The organism is Paenibacillus sp. GQ49 (assembly GCF_059759055.1).
On sequence record NZ_JCAXEL010000006.1, the window covers coordinates 82,073 to 103,165 of the forward strand.

The window sequence follows — 21,093 nt, forward strand, 5'->3', positions numbered from 1 at the left end:
CACTTTCATAATTTTTCTACTATTGTAGTGCACATAAAAACGTGATTAACTGGATAAGTGTATTATTACGTTATTTGTGGATACAATACTTTTCACGGTGTTGTGATTCAAATAACAGAGATAGAAATCAAATGATAGTAATAAGAAAGAGAGACGTAAATTATGAAAAATTTATATGGTTTTCTGGAAAAACAAAAGAAATCTTTTAAAGAAAGAGAAATTAAGCTACATAAAGAAGTTAAGGAGAAAGTATTAAATGAATTTGAAAGAATCATACCTAGAGACATACTTGACCTAAGCATACAAGATATTTATTTACTAGATATACGTTTGAAGCATGATGATACATATAAGTACTATTTATATCCTGATTCTCCAGAAAAATTAGAGATTACTAACGCTATAAATGATTTCACAAGGTCCGAAGACTTTGAATTCTATCAATACAGAAGTAGAGAACATGAAATTCTTCATAAGCAAATAGAAGAAATACTAAATACTGAATATGATAAATATATTTATTGGTGTTCACTGCCTAATGTTTCATCTTATGACTTGTTAGATCAAAGTAATAAGGTTATATATCAATTTTCTCTAATTAAATTTGATAAAAATAATTACAAAAGATATTTTTATAGAGATGATGTTGAACACGAATATATGCAGTCTTTAAAAGTAAGTTGGAGACTCCGATGGGAAGATCGTACTTATGACGAGCTATTCAAGCATTCTGCATCAAGATCTAATAATTTTCTTGCTGATAATTATACACATTTCAATGTACTATCTTCACTAAGGTATGAAAGTCAAGTGAATAACGGCAGTATAGTTTTTTTGAAAAATCGTAGTAGGAAACAGGATGATTTCGAAGTTGAAGTTTCAATATCTTTGAAAGTACCAGTAAAAATAAGCGATTATAAACACATCCGAAAATTATTAGAAATGACCAATGATCGTATTTCATTATTAATAGACGAAAATTATAATGCATATGGGTTAGGGAGAGTCAATAATAATACAGGATATTATAAAGTGAAATTTACAGAATATTTGCAATGGATAATGTATGCAGATGAACATGAAGAAATAGGTTATTCAAATCTAATTCCCTATTTACCGTTAAAAATTGATTATATAAGTGATTTAACTACTAAACTTGAACACACGTTTAGTAATAATGTGAACAAAGAAATAATAATAGAGCTGATTGAGACAGTAAAAAATCAAAAACATGGCACAATGGTCGTTATTTCGGAAAGAGCATCCGAAGAGATGAGGCGCTTGTGTTACGCTGGAACAATTATAGAAGAAACTATTCTTTGTAAGGATGTAATTGAATTAGTGTCTAATATTGACGGCGCTCTCTTAGTTGATCTTAATGGATTCTGTCATGGCTTAGGTGTCATATTGGACGGATCAGCAACTTCTAAAGGTGATCCATCCAGAGGGGCCCGATTCAATTCAGCAGTGAGGTATCTAAATAAACAGAAAGAAGAGGACGTTGAATGTTTAATAGTAGTTATCTCAGAAGATAAGTATATTAATATACTTTCAACAAATAATACAGATTAAGCATATTCTTAATTATAGTTACTTTAAAAAAAACCAATCATTGAACAATTTCAAATAACCACAGGTGAAATTGTAAATTAAGTCTAGACTCCTAGTTGAAATTAGGATTGTTAAAATATCAGTTAAAGTAGAAAATCTATCAAGCTACAGTTCAATCTATTCCGGTACTTGAATTATTAAAACTCAAAATGAGAGATACTTAACGAAATGCCTTTTATATTACGCTAAGGTGAATGAAAACATTATTTTTATTTTGAAATGTCTTTGGACTTGAAACGACAATTAATTGAAAATAAATATGCTTTATTTCATTTTGTTGGAAGCAAAGGAAGTTTCTTAAAACAATCATAATCCTCCTTAATTGAGATGTCGAGTTTTTTGGAAAATGGTAACCTAAAGAGCGAGTTGGAAATCCGCGATCAAGACGAACGTTATCCAGTATGTTAGATAATGGGATAATCTAAGTAGCCTATGTTGTAGTAGGTCGCTACAGGTAAAATTGTTGTTCATCGGCTATAGATTGTTATGAGCAAGTATGTTATAGATCCATTTCTGGAGGGGAATTCATGAGTAATTTTGGTCTTATTGTTACTTCAAATACAGATACTTTACCTGCTTTGAATAGTTTTTATATGGGGTATGAAGACCAACATGCAGAAAATGTTGAAGATGGGTACACTACTAAACCTGAAAGATTGTTCTGGGTTAATCATTCTGATTTGAATAGATTTATTGTTAAAATGGGAGAGAGTAACTTTTTTTCTTTACATCGTGTTTTTTTGAGTTATTATGAAGCATTCAATAAATTACAGTATTTTTGGAATAATCAAATTCCAGAACAAATATCAAATAAAAGTGAAAATCTATTAGTTAGTGACATAGAATCCACCTTGAACTTGCAAGGTATATTTATTAATAACTCGATAGCCTTGAAATATGCGAATCATATAGCTAATAATGGTCAAAAAAGATATATTGAGGTGAATCCGTTTCAAGAATATTTGTGGTCCATACAAATGAATGAGCTTTTCAATTCTTACAATATTCCAAAATTTAATGTAGCTGTTATAAATGAAAGAAGCATTTTTAACTCGAGCTATATTTTCAAAGGTGCTGTCGTGAAAAAAGAAATCAGTGTAGTTCTATACGAGTGGGCTAACATAAACAGTTTTATCCAAGCTGATTTTATAAAAAGATTGAGTAACATACTTGAAGTTATTACAAATGACGTATATAGAAATAAAGATGAATATGATCGCAAATCTAAACTACATAGAGTCAATAATTTAGTTTACTCTCTAGTTAAACAAATTGATAAGGGATCGTGGAGGAAATACTTCTTCGGTATGTTTAATGCTTCCGATTTATTTGGAGCCTACTCTCGACATAGCAGTAGCGAAATTGTAGGCATAAAAGGCATAAATAGTCAGAGGAATATTGATTGTAAGAACATTATTGATGATTGGCGTAACAATAACAAGCTACCTACTGACGAACAGTTTTTAAAAATCTTCAAACTTTGGTATTTTACAACATCATATTTGATAATTAATTGGCTTCGTCTCCCTCATTTTACTATGACAAACTAATTAATAATCGTTATATGAGTTGTTGGTGAGTTGCGGAAGGAAACTTATGTATAATATTACCAATAATGGAGGAATGTAATCACTAACTTAGAACAAATATATTTCTTAACATGAGATTGTTAAAGTTACATATAACTATAAGTAGGTTACACTTAAACATACTAACAATCCCGAATCTCAATAATCTCCCTAATATCATCAATACCCAACGCCTCTGCGATCCGTTCAATATGAGCAAAGTTGATATTCTCACGTTTCCCAGACTGCAACTCACTCAAAGCAGCGTGGCGGATATCAGATAATCTTGCTAGTTCGCGCAGTGAGATATTATGTTTTTCCGTGAGTTTATGAATATTGACGACGACTTTCTTAGCCATGAGTATCACTCCTAAAATTTCCATATGGTCTTGACGTTACGCATGAGCGTACCATATACTTTTTGTATATCTGGTACTCTTATGCGTACCAATTTTAGGAGTGGTGACATGACAAGTACCAACAGCGAAGACCTCGCTTTGCAGTACGCACAACTTGTCCAACAGGAAGACGATTACGTCGATCAGCTGGTCACATGTAACAAACTCATCCTGGATGCCATGGACATCATCGCGAAGCGAGGCGGGGTGCTGCATATGGACACGGTGAAACAAGCTGCATATCACCTTCATTCCATGGAACAGGATCTAAACAGAATGTTATTTAAAGTCCGACTGGAGAAGAGCATCTTGGCAAATCAAATGAGTCAGTCTACATAAAGTCACCTTAACTAAAGGACAGCGCAGGATCATATAAGATGATCTTGAACTGTCTTTTTGCCTTCCCTTCCAAACGTCTTTCGCTCCCAATTTAGCATTGACTTTCCTGCCAAATCCCCCTACACTTCAATTATTAAAATACTTTTAAAAACATTCATTGAATGGTTCGAAATGAACGAAAGGAGGCATATAACTTACCATGTTACCCACATCACACAACACCCAACAGGTGAAGCGCATTAACGTTGAACTTGTGAAGAATACACTCCGATCCATGGGCGTAGGCACGAAGGCTTCCATTGCAAATCTGACAAAACTCAGTGTTGCCACATGCGGCACGATCCTGAACGAGTTGCTTCAGACAGGTGAGATTATCGATCTGGGACCAGATGAATCGAGTGGGGGGAGACCGGCGAGTCGGTACCAGTTTAATGCGGACTACGCCAGCGTACTGTGCCTGATTATTCGAACAGAGGGCGGCATTCACTCGATCACACATACATATGCCAATCTGAACGGAGAGATGGCCGACGAACAGACACTCATTTTGGATGAGATTAATGTCACGGTGGTAGAGGATTTGATTGCAAACCTGATCGAACAACACCACAATGTGCAGGCCATTGGTATCGGCATACCTGGGGTGGCACACAACGGCGTTATTGGGATCTGTGATGTACCGGAGCTGATGTATCAGCCGCTCGGCCCAAGGCTCAAAGAGCAATATGAAGACGTGGAAGTGGTCATTGGCAATGATATGAACCTGACGGTCTACGGACTTTACAACCAGCAGCAGTTTGAGGAAGAGAAGAACTTCGCGGTAGTTACGTTTCCGGAGAACCATTTTCCAGGTGCAGGTTTTATCATTGATGGTCGTCCGCTGACCGGGAACACGCAATTTGGGGGCGAGGTGTCCTTCTTACCTTTTGGCGTGTCACGAGAAGAGCAGTTGCGAATGTTGAAAACGATGGAAGGGTTGCAGGAACTCGTCACAAAGACGCTGATTTCCATCATTGCGATTATCAACCCGGCAGCGATTGTCGTTACGGGCGATACTATGGACCCGGCTATGCGGAATGACCTGTTACAAGGCTGTCTGGATCACTTGATCCCACAGGAGCATATGCCGGAGTTGATCATCCAAAGAGACACTCGGCGCGAGTATGTGACTGGACTAGTCGCTGTTACACTGGAGAGCCTGACCTACCGCATTCAGGTGATTGAGAAGCAGTGGTAAAGGACAAAGGAACTTTTACAAGTATTCTATTTTTAGGAATAATGCTTAACTATGTTTCCTATTTCATATGTACAAATCATTGACACGATAACGGAGAGGGCAGAACCAATCTGAAGAACGCCTTTATCCCTGTATTTTACCGATCAGCAAGAAATTCAAAAAATACAGGGATAACAGCGGTCGGAAGATGGTACTGCAATCGTAGTTATAACGTGCAATCATTTTCCTGAACACACTGGAGGAACTTATTTTGAATCAGCAAGCAGGTACACAAGGCAACAAACGAAAGTTCAACAAGCTGTACGCCATGCAGCTGGCAACAATCTTTCTCGGATTTATCGTATTCGGCATATCGGAAAATATTAAGGGGCCGGCCATTCCGCGCATTCAATTTGACTTCAATCTGGATGAGAAACAGCTCGGGACGTTATTGTCCCTGAATGCACTTGGGTACCTGATCGCCTGCTCCTTCACGGCTATTCTGGTTCGCAAATGGGGCATTAAGGCGGTTAGCATTATATCGTTTGCATCGATGATTCTCTCGGGTGTGTTCATTTACATGTCTCATAACTATCCTCTCTTTGCTTCATCGTACTTCTTCATGTACATCGGTAACGGCATGCTGGAGATTGCTTTGGCGATTCTGGGTGCAAGGATATTTGTAAAAAACACAGGTACGATGATGAACCTGTCCCATTTCTTCTATGGACTGAGTTCAACGGTGGCTCCTTTGCTGGCGACGGGTGTCATGTCCTTGAAGGTGTTTGGACACGAACTGGACTGGCGCGGCATGTATCTGGTCATGTTGTCACTCTGTCTGCTGCCGATCATTGCGGCGCTGCGCAGCAAATTCCCGGGGGACGATCTTCCTCATGAAGATCGGACTTCACTGAAGACGTTAACACGTGATCCTGCCCTTTGGCTGATGGTGCTCATTCTTTCTTTTGGCGTGGTATCGGAGCTGGCGGTTGGGGGGTGGCTGGTTAATTTCTTGGAAAAAGCCTACACGTGGGACACGGTCAAAGCCTCCGGGTTATTATCTGCGTTCTTCCTCACGTTCTCGCTGGGACGCCTGCTGCTTGGACCATTGACGGACCGGATCGGATTTGTATTATCACTGATTCTGTTCTCGGCTTTCTCGGGAGTATGTACGTTCGTGGCGCTTGCAGGGGGAGAGCGTCTTGCGATTTTCTTTGCGATATCTGGCGCGGGAATAGCGATGATCTATCCAACAGTTATGGCGTTTATCGCACGAAGATATCCGAACGGCAGTGACACCGCGATTACGTTCACAGTTACTCTGATGGGGGTTGGTAGTGTCATTGGTAACTATGTGATTGGCTGGGTGATTGAAGGTGTGAAGAATATGTACGGTTCAACAACTCAGTTGGGGCTGCTGCGCGGACTTCAGGCGGGATATGGATTCATCGGTTTATGTGCTGTGATCTGTGCGGTATCTGGCGTAGTGTTGTATGTGTATTTGAAAAGAAGGCAGGAACTGATATAGAAATCAATTGAAACGATAAAGCCCCACTGATCGCCATGATCGGTGGGGCTTTGCATGTGAATATACGAGTAGATTAGTACGGCATATCATCTATCACTAGTAACTTAACAAATCATAACCACAGGCCATGTAGAGTAAGGATTTTTTTCATCATATACCAGCTACTCTACTATACAGCCCGCATTTCCTCAGGCAAGCCTATGACTTGTTCAAAGCCGTTCTTCTTTTCCAACGTTTCAAAAGCACGTACAATCCAAAAGCGCCTAAGAAAACCACCGCTGCCGGAACGATATAAGGTTTAACAATCTCATCCACATGTTCCCATTGAGAGCCTAATTTGAAGCCTAAGTAAATGTACAATGAGGTGATCGGAAGCATGGCCAAGAATGTAAAGATACTGAATTTAAACACATTCATCTTCGCCATACCACAAGGGATGGAGATCACGGTCCGAATGCCGGGAACAAAACGTCCATAGAAAGCTACCCCGCTGCCATATTTCTCGAAGAACTTATCGGAAGCGTCCAGATGGTGGGGGCGAATCAAGAAATACTTGCCGAATTTTTCGACCATTGGTCTGCCGCCGTATCGTCCCAGGGCATATAACGTCAGAGGTCCAAACGTTCCGCCTACGGTACCCGCCAGAATTGCCAGCCAAAGCTTCATATCCCCAAGATACACCCAATATCCCGCCATGGGCAGCACAAGTTCAGCAGGTACGAATTCAAACGACAAGGCAATAACGAGACCTGCGTATGACAAATCTTTAAAAAAGAGTATAAATTGCGTGATCCATTCTGTCATGCTTTCCCTCCATGAATCTATCTTTTTTATATATAAAAGAAACACTCCTCTACAAAGAGTAACAATAGCGAATAGAGCTTGTCAAAGTTCGCATGTATAGCCATTTCAGGACACACTGCGGCAATATGTTTACCCGTACATAAGGGTTGAATGGATTCATTGACACTTCATACGGAACTGGTTATCGACCAGCTCCATATCATTGAATACGCCCCCTCTTACGCTGCTGTGCGCAAGACCGTGGAGGCCGGATGGCCGACGGGAGTGTGGTTTTGATTTCTTTGACTATACGTGGAAAAAGGGAGATGTCTCCCTGCGGGCTGAATTTGAAAAGTCGGGTCGCGGGCTGACTGCCCTCGAAACACCGGATTACGAAATCTCTACAGAGGTCGATGATCATGATCTGGTTTTCGGTTCCAGCTATAAGGTTCGCTATCGCATTAAGAACACTTCTGCGTCCGAACTGGCAGTCGAGATCAAGGCACATTATACAAGGGTAAGCTACCGAGGGACTATAGCTCCATAAAACAGGGGCAGTCTGGACTTCATTTTTTTCGTCTAAGGCTTACAGCTGTTTTTCATTGTTGGGGATGATCTGACTGGGAACCCTCGTTTCGACCAAATGAGGTTTTTTTATATGCTTATTTTGCTTTATACCAATGGTATATCTATTCATAATCATAGGCTGTACAATCATTATTTTATGGTTGAATACAATGTATCCTTTTATTGTTTCATGTATATCATATAGATATACAACTGTAGGGAGGTGAGGTATAATTGGAGCATCAATCAAACGAAAGGCGTGGGATTGCCATGACTACAGCCACACTTAGCAAATGGGGAAATAGCAGTGCGATTCGCATTCCTAACCAATTGCTTAAGCGTCTTAATCTGGAAGAAGGCTCGGAAATCGAGATTTTGGTGACAGAAGATAATGAATTGTTGTTGCGTCCAAAAACCAAGCCTGTAGAGTCCAATGAGGAACTACGTAACCATCTAAAGACTTTGCTCTCTAAAGTGAAACAGGATACAAGACATGAAGAAATAGACTTTGGTACTGAAGGGAACGAGTTACTTTGATTATTCCCAAACGAGGCGATCTGATATGGCTTGACTTTGATCCTCAAGCGGGTCACGAGCAAGCCGGGAGACGACCGGCTATTGTTCTATCGGAACTTGAATTCAATGAAATAACGGGTTTTGCCGTTGTATGTCCTATAACGAGCCAAGCCAAGGATTATCCTTTTGAAGTTACACTACCAGAAGAGCTGCCATTTTCAGGTGTTGTTTTGACGGATCAGTTGAAGAGTCTTGATGTGCGGCAACGACGTATCCAAATTGCGGGGCATGCCGAACCAACCTCTGAATTTATGAAATCAGTTCTACGCAATGTCCGTTCTATATTGGCATAATTGAAAATTAGTAGCTGATCATATTCCTAAATCCACGTCTAACTAAAAGACGTGGATTTTTTCTTTCATGCCTAAATAGATTCGTCCATCCTTGACGCTTCTAACAAGAGCTTCCGAAAGGCACATATAAGTTGGAAAGAAAGATTTTTAATTCTCTGAAAATGCTTCCATTTATAGTATGATAAGACTATCACTAGCTTCTTAACCATCCTGTACATAAAGAGAAGGAGATCAGAACATGACCGTAACTTCGATTATTGATCAAATCCATATTATTGAATACGATCCCTCTTACGCTGCCGCACTCGCGGATATGTGGAACCGTAGTAATGAAAGCTGGGGAGGTGGCACCAACCTTAGAACAGAGGAAACAGTTCGCCGGGAGATGGAGAGTTCGTCCAATCTTTATGTGTTTCTAGCCGTTCATGAGAAAGAGGTTGTTGGCTTCTGCAGTTTTGCTCATTACCGCTATGACGAGAGAGCGCTATATGTACCGCTGCTTAACGTACGCCCCGACTATCACGGTTACAAGGTCGGACGTAATTTGATCCTGAATGCTGTGCGCAAGACCGTGGAGGCCGGATGGCCTCGACTGGATCTGTTCACGTGGGCAGGCAACACAAAGGCTGTACCGATGTACAAGAAATGCGGATTCTTCTGGGAGAAAAAAGATGAACATGTGCATCTGATGAATTTCATCCCCACGATCTTACAGACCGAAGCACTTGCTCCTTATTTTGAGGAGTTGGATTGGTATGCAGACAGCACGCGTGAACTCGTCACCGAGCCGGATGGCCGACGGGAGCGTGGTTTTGATTTCTTTGACTACACGTGGAAAAAGGGAGATGTCTCCCTGCGGGCTGAATTTGAAAAGTCGGGTCGCGGGCTGACTGCCCTCGAAACACCGGATTACGAAATCTCAACAGAAGTCGATGATCATGATCTGGTATTCGGTTCCAGCTATAAGGTTCGCTATCGCATCAAGAACACTTCTGCGTCCGAACTGGCGGTTGAGATTAAGGGTGAGGATAACAAAAACATTCGATATGCGCTGGACGTTGCACGAGCAGTGGCTCCGGGAGAAACCATCATCGTGGAAGGTGAGTTTCACCTTGATCCAATTACAGAGGAACAGAATACCAATAAGACTCATCCCGTGGTTGCCAGCACATGGTTGATCGGCGGTAAGAAAGCGGAGTTCAGGTTAGGTATTGCCCCGAAATTCCCGGCCAAGATCAAGACCGTCTTGCCTGTGAAGGAGCTCTATCCAGGTATTCCGGCCGGGTTGGTTCTGAACGTGGAAAATAATGTGGATGCAGAAACGGAGTTCAGCTTGAACTTGCCTGAGGATGAATTCCTTGAATGGGCGGAGCGTTCGGTGCGCTTTACGGTGCCTGCCAAAGGCAAAATGTCTGTGCCAGTGCCTTTCACCTTGCGTTCGTATGGTCTCTATTCCCAAGAAGTAGAAGTGACGGCTGTCCCAGTGGGGAACCATGCGATCTCTTTTACAAGCAAAATTTCTGTACTGATGAAGGGAATCGAAGGGAAATATGGCGGGCAGATTGAGGATCAATGGGTGGCTGTTAATGGTGCGTTCTCTATTCATATGAGCAAGCAAGATAATAACATGTGGATTGAATACCCGGGCTCCCGTCATTCGTTCTGGTGGACTTATCCGAAGCTGGGTAAGCCGTTTGCCGAAGAGTTATCCAAGAAACAAGCAAAAGAAGTGAATATTTATCCCGAAGGGGAAATTCAGGTTCTTGAAGCACTGTATGACTCGGAGGATTTCCCTGGCTTGCAGATTAAGTCTGTGGTCAAGCTGTCTGCGAATGGAATCGCCGAATTCCACCACGAGGTTGAGAATACACGAGACAGCGCTTGGGAAGAAGAGCTGTTTCTGATGAATAACTTTGGTTTCTACGGAAACCAGCTAATTTTACCGTATCAAGGCCGTTTTGTGGATATGGGGGATTCTTACGCTGGTGATCCGAGCCATTGGGACAGCGCCCAAATCACGGAGAACTGGCTGTTCTGTAAGGAGGAGTATGGTGCCAGCGGTATCTATTGGGACCCTTCTCTGAAGTTGCTTCGCCCGGAATACACGCTGGGGTTTCAGCATGAGCTTGGCCGTATTCCTGCAGGAGCCGTTGTGCGGACAAAAGCAACTGTATATGCTTTGAACACGTTTGCCAAATGGTCGGATTTCCGTGCGTTTGCGCGGAAGCAGCGTAACCCGGTCATTCCGTTGCTGGACAGTCATCTGGATCTGACACTGAGTGAGGGGAATCCATTTGCCCCGGATGTGCTGCAAGCAACGTTGACTGAACACAAACTGGTTTCGCTTGCGGGCAAGCTGGAGCTGTATGTACAGCAGGGTGGCAAACCGGAGGTTATGGCCAATGCGAAGGAATTCAATCCGGAGCAGAATCTAAACTCTGCCAAGCTGACATTTTCACCAGACGAAGCGGACCGAGACCAACACGTGAGTGGTTGGAAAGTTCGTGGGCTATACCGGGGCGAAGATCGGATTCAGGAGCGAACTGCCCTTTGGTTCCCGCAGAGCGGAACAGAGGTGAAGCAGAAGATTGAAGAAGGTTCATCTGGACCTTTGTACACCGTAGACAATGGAGTGTTGTCGATCGCCGTTGCTCCTGAATTCGGGAGTGTAGTACACTCCCTGAAATATGCAGGAGAAGAATGGCTGGATAGCTCATACCCTGAACCGGCTCCACGCTCGTGGTGGAATCCGTGGTATGGCGGGCTGGGTGTGGGGGTTCCAGGCATGAATGGTTTCAGCCGCCAGTTGGAACAGAGAGCCGCTTCCTGGACAGAGCAGAAGGATCAATACGGCAACGTTTGGAAGGGTATTAAGCTGACCACCCGGATTGAAAAGCATGAAGCGAATCGGGGAATCACGATCCAGCAGCATTATCTGATGCTACCGGGTGTCCCTGTACTTTGCACGCTACTTGCCGTGACAAACGAAAGCGGCCTGACGCTGACGGATTACTCGCTTGCGGAGGAACGTTTCCTCCAGCCTTCATCTGTATTTGCGGAAGGTTGGATAGAGCAACCGGGTAAAGATCGATTCCCGCTCGGCAAGGTGGATGTGGGCTTGCCACTTGAAGACCTTTTGCGAGTAGGATCGGTTTCGCGTGAGAACATGCTGCATGCGGTCCATCGTTACCCGAATCAGAGTGCATGGGGTTTTGCCAATAATCAGGTGACGGGTCTGAACGTACATCATCATCTGACACTCCAGCAGGGGGAGACGGTCTGGACGGAGCCGACCTATCTGGTTCTGGGACCAATCCCGCTGAGTTCAGCGGATGTGCATGACCTTCTCAAACTGAATTTTGCAACTTCTACCGATGAAAAGGAGGCTTTACATGCCGATCATTGATATTCATATTCATCTGTCGGACATCGACAGCTTTCACCGAACAGCAATCGATTTATCGAAAGTGGATTACTCTGCCGCTGGTCTTAAAGCGGAGTTTGATAAAAACGACGTCATTATGGGTATCGGAATGGGGGTTACGGAGCAGACGAAGGGAGCATTCCCGGATTCCAGTTCCCCTAACCCGATGGGACTTGATCTGGAAGAGAAGGTTCCGTCATTCCTCATGGAATGCGTGGGCATCAATCCCAATGCGCTAGATGGTAAAAACGCTCAGGACGAGCTTGACCGGATTGAAGCAAGACTGCAATCCCCAGAAGTAGCCGGAATCAAACTCTATGCCGGATACTATCATCACTATGTGTATGACAAAATCTATACTCCGGTCTATGAACTCGCAGCCAAGTACAACCTGCCTGTCGTGATTCATACGGGTGACACGTACTCCATGAATGGATTACTCAAATATTCGCATCCGTTGACGGTGGATGAATTAGCCTTGCAGCAGCGCGGTGTGAACTTCATGATCTGTCATTTGGGTGATCCATGGGTGATGGATGCAGCTGAAGTGGTGGCGAAGAATCCTAACGTGTACGCGGATTTGTCTGGTCTTGTGGTGGGGGACCGGCCCCATTTTGAACGGTTCATGAACGAGCCTTTGTTCATGGATCATTTCCGCCGGGCCTTGGTCTATTCGGATCATTATGAGAAAATGCTGTTTGGCACCGACTGGCCGCTTGCGCCCATCGATCTGTATGCCGAATTTGTCCGTCGACTTGTACCGGAGCAGCATCATGATAAAGTCTTCTATGAGAATGCCTTTGGGCTGTTTCCGCGTATTGGACAGCGGATTGCCGATCTGGGGTAAGCGAGGGATCTGATTTCAACACGGAATTCGTGGTTATATAAGCTTTTATCATAAAATGTACCCTATGGAGCAGACACGTATTAGTCTCTCCGTAGGGTGTTTTTTTGTATGCCTGTCGAGGTATCTTACAACGAGTATAACGAAATGAAGTACAGCATGTGAACGGAAAACAATGCGATCCAGCTTATACGTACTAACATTAAAAAGCCTGACGACATCGTCAGGCCCTTTTTGATTAATCCTTCGGTTCAACTACAGCTTCATTAACAGGGGTATCCTTTCGTTTCAGATACATCTTGCTTGGACGGTGCAAAAGCACGATAAGCAGGGCGAAGAGATGAATCAGGGTAAACAGGTTACTCTCATTCGGAATGGAAACGAATAGCGCCAGACTCAGAAACGTCACGGTGAGCTTGAACTTTCTTTTGGTGATGAATATAACAGCGAGCAGGCTGGGACCGATGATAAACAACATTCTGGCTAAGAATACGCCAGAGGCGTAAGCCAGATCATCTCCTTTGCGTGAGAAACCCAGATAGGCCTCCATGTTCTGGTTGAAGTCAATGAGGAACACGATAAAGGACACAATCACGTAGATCAGTTTTACACTCAATAAAATGCGCACGACATTTAATAGCGTAGGTAATGCTGTTTTTGCCATATCACTTCTCCTATTCGACATTTAATAAAGTAGGCATTCTCGGATTCAATGCGGTGTCCCTCTTCCTGCACGATATGTATTTCATATATTATACGATGTTGATGTCATATTTTGTATTAACCCAAAGTCTTCATTTTCCAATCGTTTGCAGTGGCCTTTGACCTAGAATTACTGGGGAAACAGCTTACAGATTATTTGATATCGACCGATATAAAGTAGATACATAGAATTTGGACTTCATAATGACGAAAATGAAAATGGATGGTGAATGGAATTATGGTATTTAGCAAGGCAAGAGAACGCATGCGCAACATGTCGTTCAGAGTCAAGTTACCACTTATGATCAGTCTACTGGTGTGTATCGTACTGGCGGTAACTGCGGTAGTGTGTTACAGCGTAGCGGCAGTTATTACACTCGACAAAAGCAAAGATGAAATTAAGGCAACCTCGGACCGGGTGGGGGCAGGTCTGTATGCTTCACTAAGTTTGGAAGAAAAATCCACTTTTCTGATCACAACACATCGTACCTTCCAGGATCTGCTGGAGATTCGGAATACGGATGGGCAGGAAGGTGAGAACTTTTTCTCGGAAAACAATGAGCTGCTGGATAAGGCAAGTGGTATTCTCGCGGACAGTCTGGCAGGTATGGAAGGTAACAACAGTCTGATTTTGTTGGATCGGAATGGCATTATTATTGCAGCGAATGATCCGGCAGTGATCAAGGCAGAACGCGGAGATCGGGCATATTTCCAAGAAGCGATTCAGGGTAAAAACGTGATTAGTGAAGGGATTGTAGCCAAGTCCTCAGGACAACTTGGTACGGCTTTTGCCATGCCAATCTACAATGAGAATCAAGAAGTACAGGGAGTGCTCGTATCTGCGGCATCCACCTCGTTCTTCGTTAATCAGCTTCAAAATATCAATATTAATGATGAGGGAAAAGTGATCATTCTGGACCGTGTAGGTACGGTCATCTACGATTCAGCGGATGAGAAGTTGGCAGGCCAGAAGATGGAGTCCGGCGAATACCAATCATTGGTAGATCTGGCTCCTGGCGCTGAACTACAGCAAGGGGATATTAGCACAGATGAGAAAGTGGCGTATTACTCCAAAATCCCAAGATCGGACTGGACCGTCGTTGTTGAAGATAAACTGAGTGATGTGCAAAAGCCTTTGCGTGCGATGGCAAAACAGATGTATATTGTTCTGTTTAGTGCTATTGCGATTTCCGTCGTAGCGGGTATTCTGATCTCTTTGCTGGTAACCAGACCAATTACAAGACTAACTGTGTTGTTCAGACAGCTTGCGGGCGGCGATCTGACGGTACAGGCTCAAGGTAAATATAGCGGAGAATTCAAACAATTGGTGGACAGCTTCAATACTATGGCAGCAGGCAATAAACAGCTGATCTCCAGCATGAACCATTCCATCGGCATCCTGAAAACAAGTACATCCGAGCTGGAACAGTCCACTCAGCAAACTTCGACCACGATTGCCGAAACAACGACAACAGCATTTGAGATTTCACGAGCGATGGAGTCCCAGGCGAACGATACGGAAGCCATTGTGGACAAATTCATGAATGTGGGTAACAAGATTGCCAACGTGAATGGAATGTCGCAGGCAGTGAAGTTCAAGGCAGATGAAATTACGGATGCATTCAAAAATAATCATGAAGTTATTGATGCACTCATTGCGGTGAACGGCCAGAACGAGATTGAAGTTGGCAACATCTCCAAAATTACAGTGCAACTCGCCGAAAGCTCCTCGGGCATTCACCAGATTACAGGTACGATTGCCGAAATCGCAAATCAGACGAAATTACTTGCGTTGAATGCTTCGATCGAGGCGGCGAGAGCTGGTGATCAGGGACGTGGCTTCGCAGTCGTTGCTTCTGAGATTCGCAAGCTGGCAGAGCAGACGACAGCTCAATCGGAGGATATCAACCGAATCGTGATGCAGACCATTGATCACGTGGAGCAGAATAACCGGAGTGTTCAGGCTATTGAAGCGATTGCGGAACAGCATAAGAGCAGTGTTAGCCAGACCAAGGAGACATTCAATTTTGTCACCGAGAATATGAATGAGATGATGAGCCAGGTTCAGGCTATTGCTACTGAGATCGAATCCATTGAACGTGATAAGGATGACGTCATTGGGGCTGCACAGAACTTGTCTGCTTCCGGTGAAGAGGTGTCGGCTTCTGTTGAGGAAGTCACAGCAACAATGCAGGAACAGTCCGGCATGACAGAACATTTGACAAATATGGTGCAGAGAATCGATGGACTGACCAAACAACTTGCCGAGGAATCATCTCGCTTCAAAACAAAATAGGAATACCAAAAAGAAACCCGTTTCTCAAAAGAGGACCGGGTTTCTAGACACAAAGAGCACCTGTGCCCATCTATGGCTACAGGTGCTCTTTGGTGATGTGCTACTCTCCTCGGACGGAAGGTGCATACGCCAGCACTTCCATTTCAATTAAATAAGGACCTAACCCGCTGAATACGGTAATACGGGCGGGATAGGGCTGTTTAATCATTCGCGCATACACTTCGTTGTATTCGGACTGATCCTCGACTCGGGCCAGATGAGTGGTTGCCTTCACAATATGATCGAGTGTAAGTCCGGCTTCTTGCAGGATCACCTCAATATTACGAATACACTGCTCAGTCTGCTCCTTAATGCCACCGATAGGCTCAAGCGTTTTTGGATCAACGCCTACCTGACCTGCGACGTAGACCAAATCTCCTGCGCGGACAGCATGGGAGAAAGGAAGCGAGAACTTGGGTGCTGCACTTGCATGTATGATGGTAGACATCGTAGCTGTCATTCCTCTCCTAATGAGTGTGTATATTTGTTGTTAACTGATGCCAGTTCGTAGCCTGCTGATAATGATGAGCGATGGACAACACGCGGTCTTCTCTCATGAGTGGACCGGCAAGCTGCATGCCGATAGGCAATGGCTTCCCTGAGGTGGTATCAAACCCGATGGGTACGGTGATGGAAGGTAGTCCTGTATTGGTGAACGGTCCGTTGAAAATCGGGCTGCCTGTCTTGTAGCCATATGGGGCCACATACGGTGTTGATGGAGTCAATAACACATCTACTTCATTGAAAAGCATCATCATCTCGCTCCGGAATATCGTTCGGATGCGTTGTGCCTGCAAATAATCAACGGCACTCGTCTGGTAACCGAGTTCAAGCTGCTCCCGCATCGTGTGACCGTAACGATCAGAGGCTTCCGCGAAGCGTTCCTGATGGAAGGCGGCAGCTTCTGCCCGCATTACCGTACGATGAGCAGCAATGGTTTCTTCCATATAAGAAGGCAGGTCAACTTTCTTCCATTGCATGCCCAGCTTCTCAAGCACAGCGATTGCCGACTCTACCGCTAACAAGATCGCCGGTTCATCAGTCTGGAAGAAGCTGCTCGGTAGCCCGACCATCATTCCTGATATAGGATGCTCAAGAGCATTTGTTAAGTCTGGCTTGCCATAAGGAAGCGTGAAGGAGTCCAGCTCATCTTGCCCGGCCATCGCTTCCAGAACGATTGCGTTATCTTGTGCAGATCGAGTGAAGGCGCCAATATGATCCAGGCTCCAGCTGGCTGTGATGACACCATTACGGCTAACCCTGCCGTAAGTGGGTTTCATACAGGTTAATCCGTTGTATGCTGCGGGTCTAAGCAGAGATCCAAAGGTCTGTGTTCCGAGTGTGAAGGAAGCCATGCCAGCCGCTACTGCAGCGGCGGAGCCGGAGCTGGAACCGCCCGGGGTATGTTCTAGATTCCACGGGTTGCGTGTTGGCGGTTCTCCTCCCTGAAAGGCGTATTCCGTCGTTGTTGTCTTGCCGAGCAGGATAGCGCCTGCAGCTTGCAACTTATTAATCACAGTTGCATTCGTTCCGGGTACGAAGTCAGGAAAGGTATTTGATCCGGCCGAGGTGCGTATGCCAGCGGTATGGATAATGTCTTTGGCTCCATAGGGAATGCCGTGCAGAGGACCGAGATATTCGCCATTCATCAGTTTTTGTTCAGACTCTCTTGCGGCCTGCAAAGCCTGTTCGGCGGTGACCGTAACGAAGGCTTGCACAGAAGGCTCTACTTTCTCAATGCGATTCAAATAGGATTTTGTAAGCTCGACAGGAGATATCAACTTATTTTTAATCAGTGTCGCGGCTTCAGCAATCGTCAGCTCGTTCAGCGGTTTCGTAATCATCGCAGAGGCACGCTCCTATGCGGGGGATTGGGCCCTACTTCTTCTGGCAACTTGAAGCTTCGAATCAGCTCCAAGTCTGCTGTAAATAGGGCAAGCTCCTCGCTTGTAATAACTCCGTCCGCATATTTGGCGCTTTCTGTACGGCGGTGTGTGAGATAGTTGTCCTGGTTCAGAGTAATCACCCTTTCTCTCTCTATTTGGTGGTGAAGCTTGAATCGATAATGTCCTCGTAATCGAGGTCTTCCTTCAGATTGCCGATGAAGCGCTGCATATCGATTGCGGTCTCGAATGCTGATTCATTGATGAGTCCCTCCGCAGGGTATACCTTGCTATCGATCATGCGTTGTACCGCTTGCTTCACGACGTTTTTGTCCAGATTCGGGAATTCCTTCACGGCAACTGCTTTTGCGCCTTCAGGATTCGATTGAATGTACTCCAGGGCTTGCTCAATAGAGGTCACAAAGCGCTGGGTGAGATCAGGATTCTTTTCAATGAAGCTTGCGGTTGTATTCATCGTTGCAAAGGCAAAGTCAGGATAATCCTTCGTGAAATCATGGACGATATGCAGCCCTTCTGCAATGCCTTGATCCAGCTGAGGCTCGTAAACGATAGCAATGTCGGCTTTGCCGGCTAATACAGCACCAAGCTCGGAGCCATTCTGAACCTCAGTGATCGTCACATCCTTGTCGATATCGATGTTATTGTCAGCGAATAGTTTCCGCAGTAAGCTGTTCGAGCTTGTAGGTGCCAAGCCCACAACGATGGTTTTACCTTTGAAATCTGCTGTCGAGTTCACGGTTACGCCTTCTCGCGCAACTGCCCATACTGGAGCACTGCCGGATAGAAGGACCAGTGAGCGAGCATCTCCGCCCTTTGCATTAGCAAATGCGACATGCTCAGGACCGTGGAAGGAGAACGCAGACTCGCCTGAGATCACCGAAGACAATGCTGTTGGGCCACTTCCGGCAGCACGGATGGAAGATAGCTCAATACGATTCTCCTCTAGGAATCCTTGGTTGTTCGCTACATACAAGGGAAGGTAGAGCAGGTTGTGATACACCTCGGAGACCATAATTTTGTCCACCTGCGTATTTGCTTGCCCCCCGCTATTAGATGTACCTGCACCACTCGCGGGTGTTGTGGCATTGCTTCCGCATGCACTGAGCAGTGTAGTCAAAATAAACGTCATCGTTGCTAGAATAGCTATCTTTTTGAATGTACGCATTAGTCATCAGGCCCCTTTAATCGTTGTAGGTCAGCTATACAGATGTGGATGTGCTGCTGGTCTTGTTGTCATTCCATGGAAGGAGACGGGATTCGATATAACCGACACAGGTGTAGAGGAGCATGGCGACCAGCATAAGCATGAACACGCCAACCCATACGGCCGGAAGGTTGAACAGGTTACCTTCGACGAATACCATATGTCCAAGTCCTTTATCTGAAGAGATGAATTCTCCACCTACAACAGACACCAGTGCCAAACCGATATTGATACGGAAGGCCGAGATGATCCATGGCAGAGAGGAAGGAACGATAATTTTGCGGAAAATTTGTGATTTCTTCGCACCGAAGGATTTCATCAGATTAATCTGGGATTCGTCGATTTGATGCGTCGCTTGGTAGGCGGATAATAGCGCGACGATAAATGTCGCCACGGAGGCCAGAGCAATTTTGGAGAAGATGCCTGAACCAAACCAGATGATAATCATGGGAGCAAGTGCGATCTTCGGAATACCGTTCATCGCTACAATGAACGGATCGAGCACACGGGCAACGGACTTGGAATACCACATGAGCAGTCCTGCCAATGATCCGATTAAGCTTCCGGCTACAAAGCCGATAACTGTGGCATTCACCGTTGCAAACGCGTCTGTAAGCAGTTGCCCTGAGCTGGCCATCGTGATGGCGGCATCAAGAATGGCGCTTGGTGATCCCATGAGGAATCCGTTAACCAGTTTCAGACGAACGGCGGATTCCCAGATCACCAGGATGACTGCAACAATAATGAACCGCCATAGCATTGTTACCAGCCATTCTTTGGAGAAGGTGGACTGTCTGCGTTTGCTCTTGCTCTTCGTAACTCCAGCAGGCTTTCCGGCAAGGGTAATTTCAGGTGATGTGCTCTTCATTAGCTGATCCTCCCCATTTGGATATCAAGCTCTGACCAGATCGATTCAAAATACTGCTTGAACTTCTGGTCGGAGCGGGCTTTCAGTGCTGAGCCATATTGCGAAGCGAGACCAATGTCATACACCTGCTTCACGGTTGTTGGTCGTTTACTCATAACGGCAATTCGGTCGGAGATGGCAATCGCTTCCTCGATGTCATGCGTGATCAGGACGCCTGTCTTGCCCTCGGATTTGAGAATGGATAAGATTTCATCTTCCAGAATGAGTCTGGTCTGATAATCAAGTGCTGAGAAGGGTTCATCCAGTAATATAATATCGGGCTGGGTAACGAGGGTACGTATGAGGGCAACACGTTGGCGCATACCGCCTGATAGGGTGGAGGGATAGGCTTCTGCGAATGAAGCCAGGCCATAACGATCCAGATAATCCATGGCAATATCGCCGCGATCCTTTTTGGAAATGCCCTTCACTTCCAAGCCTAACGTGACATTATCCAGGATGCTTCTCCAAGGGAGCAATAGATCCTTCTGCATCATATAACCGACATGTCCGGTGGTCTGATCGATCTCTTCACCACAGACGATAACCTTGCCATTGGTTGGCTTGAGCAGACCTGCGATAATATTGAAAATCGTACTTTTGCCGCAACCGCTTGGTCCCACGATACTGAAGAACTCCTGTTTCTTGATTTGCATCGAAACCTCAGCCAGGACCTGAATATCTTCTCCGGTTGCACTGACAAATGATTTGGATACGCCTTGTATCTGTATAGCCATGATAGGTAGCCCCTTTCCTACAGCCTGATGGTAGTTCGTTTCTTGATGCGAATTGATGTTAATTAACATGACATTAATGAATATATTCCTAATCATATAGACTGTTTGCATCATTGTCATTAGTTACTCTGAACATAAAAATAGAATTAAATCAGTT

General features: G+C 44.6%; 20 protein-coding genes. 11 read left to right on the top strand and 9 right to left on the bottom strand.

The annotated features are described in order from the left end of the window. The first annotated feature begins 162 nt into the window (after positions 1-162). Both AC6CIF_RS13220 and AC6CIF_RS13225 read left to right on the top strand, forming a co-directional pair. The gene (locus tag AC6CIF_RS13220) at positions 163-1,572 is read left to right on the top strand and encodes a diadenylate cyclase (RefSeq protein ID WP_498199981.1); all 1,410 of its coding nucleotides are present in this window, start codon (positions 163-165) and stop codon (positions 1,570-1,572) included. Between the two features lie 566 nt (positions 1,573-2,138). Next, entirely contained in the window at positions 2,139-3,161 is a 1,023-nt protein-coding gene (locus tag AC6CIF_RS13225) for a hypothetical protein (protein WP_498199982.1), read from the top strand. A gap of 161 nt (positions 3,162-3,322) precedes the next feature. Here the strand turns inward: AC6CIF_RS13225 and AC6CIF_RS13230 are convergent, their stop codons facing one another. After that, on the bottom strand, positions 3,323-3,538 hold the full coding sequence (locus AC6CIF_RS13230; protein WP_498199983.1) for a helix-turn-helix domain-containing protein: 216 nt from the start codon (positions 3,536-3,538) through the stop codon (positions 3,323-3,325). Positions 3,539-3,646: 108 nt separating this feature from the next. On the opposite strand from AC6CIF_RS13230, the gene AC6CIF_RS13235 reads away from it, so the two are divergent. The 3 genes from AC6CIF_RS13235 (at position 3,647) to AC6CIF_RS13245 (ending at position 6,660) form a co-directional block, all read left to right on the top strand. After that, positions 3,647-3,916 (top strand): hypothetical protein, encoded by a 270-nt coding sequence (locus AC6CIF_RS13235; RefSeq protein ID WP_498199984.1) that lies wholly within the window; start codon positions 3,647-3,649, stop codon positions 3,914-3,916. Positions 3,917-4,115: 199 nt separating this feature from the next. Continuing rightward, positions 4,116-5,153 carry an ROK family protein gene (locus AC6CIF_RS13240; protein ID WP_498199985.1) on the top strand — a complete coding sequence of 346 codons (1,038 nt, stop codon included), beginning with the start codon at positions 4,116-4,118 and terminating at the stop codon, positions 5,151-5,153. Positions 5,154-5,460: 307 nt separating this feature from the next. Beyond that, positions 5,461-6,660 (top strand): MFS transporter, encoded by a 1,200-nt coding sequence (locus AC6CIF_RS13245; protein WP_498200134.1) that lies wholly within the window; start codon positions 5,461-5,463, stop codon positions 6,658-6,660. Positions 6,661-6,858: 198 nt separating this feature from the next. Here AC6CIF_RS13245 and AC6CIF_RS13250 read toward each other — a convergent pair whose 3' ends face one another. After that, a complete protein-coding gene (locus tag AC6CIF_RS13250; RefSeq protein WP_211082661.1) occupies positions 6,859-7,464 on the bottom strand; it encodes a DedA family protein in 606 nt (201 codons plus the stop codon). A 202-nt stretch (positions 7,465-7,666) separates the two neighbouring features. Here AC6CIF_RS13250 and AC6CIF_RS13255 point away from each other — a divergent pair, with 202 nt between their 5' ends. The 5 genes from AC6CIF_RS13255 to AC6CIF_RS13275 all read left to right on the top strand — a co-directional run bounded on the left by AC6CIF_RS13255 (position 7,667) and on the right by AC6CIF_RS13275 (position 13,150). Then, positions 7,667-7,990: a hypothetical protein gene (locus tag AC6CIF_RS13255; protein ID WP_215076300.1), complete on the top strand. Its 324-nt coding sequence runs from the start codon at positions 7,667-7,669 to the stop codon at positions 7,988-7,990. A gap of 254 nt (positions 7,991-8,244) precedes the next feature. Beyond that, positions 8,245-8,547 carry an AbrB/MazE/SpoVT family DNA-binding domain-containing protein gene (locus AC6CIF_RS13260; RefSeq protein WP_017687001.1) on the top strand — a complete coding sequence of 101 codons (303 nt, stop codon included), beginning with the start codon at positions 8,245-8,247 and terminating at the stop codon, positions 8,545-8,547. Then, positions 8,544-8,879, top strand: coding sequence for a type II toxin-antitoxin system PemK/MazF family toxin (locus AC6CIF_RS13265; protein ID WP_017687002.1), 336 nt, complete (start codon positions 8,544-8,546; stop codon positions 8,877-8,879). The genes AC6CIF_RS13260 and AC6CIF_RS13265 overlap by 4 nt, the downstream gene beginning before the upstream one ends. Before the next feature lie 238 nt (positions 8,880-9,117). Beyond that, on the top strand, positions 9,118-12,285 hold the full coding sequence (locus AC6CIF_RS13270; protein ID WP_498199986.1) for a GNAT family N-acetyltransferase: 3,168 nt from the start codon (positions 9,118-9,120) through the stop codon (positions 12,283-12,285). Then, a complete protein-coding gene (locus AC6CIF_RS13275) occupies positions 12,272-13,150 on the top strand; it encodes an amidohydrolase family protein (protein WP_076319943.1) in 879 nt (292 codons plus the stop codon). Before AC6CIF_RS13270 ends, AC6CIF_RS13275 begins: the two co-directional genes overlap by 14 nt. Positions 13,151-13,385: 235 nt before the next feature. Here AC6CIF_RS13275 and AC6CIF_RS13280 read toward each other — a convergent pair whose 3' ends face one another. Next, positions 13,386-13,811 carry a hypothetical protein gene (locus tag AC6CIF_RS13280; RefSeq protein ID WP_498199987.1) on the bottom strand — a complete coding sequence of 142 codons (426 nt, stop codon included), beginning with the start codon at positions 13,809-13,811 and terminating at the stop codon, positions 13,386-13,388. 276 nt (positions 13,812-14,087) lie between these two features. On the opposite strand from AC6CIF_RS13280, the gene AC6CIF_RS13285 reads away from it, so the two are divergent. Further along, a complete protein-coding gene (locus AC6CIF_RS13285) occupies positions 14,088-16,145 on the top strand; it encodes a methyl-accepting chemotaxis protein (protein ID WP_498199988.1) in 2,058 nt (685 codons plus the stop codon). Between the two features lie 100 nt (positions 16,146-16,245). Here AC6CIF_RS13285 and AC6CIF_RS13290 read toward each other — a convergent pair whose 3' ends face one another. The 6 genes from AC6CIF_RS13290 to AC6CIF_RS13315 are packed head-to-tail and all read right to left on the bottom strand — an operon-like array spanning position 16,246 to position 20,936. After that, positions 16,246-16,632 (bottom strand): RidA family protein, encoded by a 387-nt coding sequence (locus AC6CIF_RS13290; protein ID WP_498199989.1) that lies wholly within the window; start codon positions 16,630-16,632, stop codon positions 16,246-16,248. A gap of 19 nt (positions 16,633-16,651) precedes the next feature. Then, on the bottom strand, positions 16,652-18,028 hold the full coding sequence (locus AC6CIF_RS13295) for an amidase (RefSeq protein WP_498199990.1): 1,377 nt from the start codon (positions 18,026-18,028) through the stop codon (positions 16,652-16,654). Further along, a complete protein-coding gene (locus AC6CIF_RS13300; protein WP_076216388.1) occupies positions 18,025-18,210 on the bottom strand; it encodes a hypothetical protein in 186 nt (61 codons plus the stop codon). The genes AC6CIF_RS13295 and AC6CIF_RS13300 overlap by 4 nt, the downstream gene beginning before the upstream one ends. Positions 18,211-18,221: 11 nt before the next feature. After that, on the bottom strand, positions 18,222-19,253 hold the full coding sequence (locus AC6CIF_RS13305) for an ABC transporter substrate-binding protein (RefSeq protein ID WP_498199991.1): 1,032 nt from the start codon (positions 19,251-19,253) through the stop codon (positions 18,222-18,224). A 34-nt stretch (positions 19,254-19,287) separates the two neighbouring features. After that, entirely contained in the window at positions 19,288-20,160 is an 873-nt protein-coding gene (locus tag AC6CIF_RS13310; protein WP_498199992.1) for an ABC transporter permease, read from the bottom strand. Continuing rightward, positions 20,160-20,936 carry an ABC transporter ATP-binding protein gene (locus AC6CIF_RS13315; RefSeq protein ID WP_339297684.1) on the bottom strand — a complete coding sequence of 259 codons (777 nt, stop codon included), beginning with the start codon at positions 20,934-20,936 and terminating at the stop codon, positions 20,160-20,162. Before AC6CIF_RS13315 ends, AC6CIF_RS13310 begins: the two co-directional genes overlap by 1 nt. Between the last annotated feature and the right edge of the window lie 157 nt (positions 20,937-21,093).

What these genes read in the sequence shown, in the direction of transcription:
- AC6CIF_RS13250 (WP_211082661.1), bottom strand. Translation starts at nt 7,464, where the DNA reads ATGACAGAATGGATCACGCAATTTATACTCTTTTTTAAAGATTTGTCA.
- AC6CIF_RS13280 (WP_498199987.1), bottom strand. Translation starts at nt 13,811, where the DNA reads ATGGCAAAAACAGCATTACCTACGCTATTAAATGTCGTGCGCATTTTA.
- AC6CIF_RS13290 (WP_498199989.1), bottom strand. Translation starts at nt 16,632, where the DNA reads ATGTCTACCATCATACATGCAAGTGCAGCACCCAAGTTCTCGCTTCCT.
- AC6CIF_RS13230 (WP_498199983.1), bottom strand. Translation starts at nt 3,538, where the DNA reads ATGGCTAAGAAAGTCGTCGTCAATATTCATAAACTCACGGAAAAACAT.
- AC6CIF_RS13270 (WP_498199986.1), top strand. Translation starts at nt 9,118, where the DNA reads ATGACCGTAACTTCGATTATTGATCAAATCCATATTATTGAATACGAT.
- AC6CIF_RS13220 (WP_498199981.1), top strand. Translation starts at nt 163, where the DNA reads ATGAAAAATTTATATGGTTTTCTGGAAAAACAAAAGAAATCTTTTAAA.
- AC6CIF_RS13275 (WP_076319943.1), top strand. Translation starts at nt 12,272, where the DNA reads ATGCCGATCATTGATATTCATATTCATCTGTCGGACATCGACAGCTTT.
- AC6CIF_RS13245 (WP_498200134.1), top strand. Translation starts at nt 5,461, where the DNA reads ATGCAGCTGGCAACAATCTTTCTCGGATTTATCGTATTCGGCATATCG.
- AC6CIF_RS13315 (WP_339297684.1), bottom strand. Translation starts at nt 20,936, where the DNA reads ATGGCTATACAGATACAAGGCGTATCCAAATCATTTGTCAGTGCAACC.
- AC6CIF_RS13305 (WP_498199991.1), bottom strand. Translation starts at nt 19,253, where the DNA reads ATGCGTACATTCAAAAAGATAGCTATTCTAGCAACGATGACGTTTATT.
- AC6CIF_RS13310 (WP_498199992.1), bottom strand. Translation starts at nt 20,160, where the DNA reads ATGAAGAGCACATCACCTGAAATTACCCTTGCCGGAAAGCCTGCTGGA.
- AC6CIF_RS13235 (WP_498199984.1), top strand. Translation starts at nt 3,647, where the DNA reads ATGACAAGTACCAACAGCGAAGACCTCGCTTTGCAGTACGCACAACTT.
- AC6CIF_RS13240 (WP_498199985.1), top strand. Translation starts at nt 4,116, where the DNA reads ATGTTACCCACATCACACAACACCCAACAGGTGAAGCGCATTAACGTT.
- AC6CIF_RS13295 (WP_498199990.1), bottom strand. Translation starts at nt 18,028, where the DNA reads ATGATTACGAAACCGCTGAACGAGCTGACGATTGCTGAAGCCGCGACA.
- AC6CIF_RS13285 (WP_498199988.1), top strand. Translation starts at nt 14,088, where the DNA reads ATGGTATTTAGCAAGGCAAGAGAACGCATGCGCAACATGTCGTTCAGA.
- AC6CIF_RS13225 (WP_498199982.1), top strand. Translation starts at nt 2,139, where the DNA reads ATGAGTAATTTTGGTCTTATTGTTACTTCAAATACAGATACTTTACCT.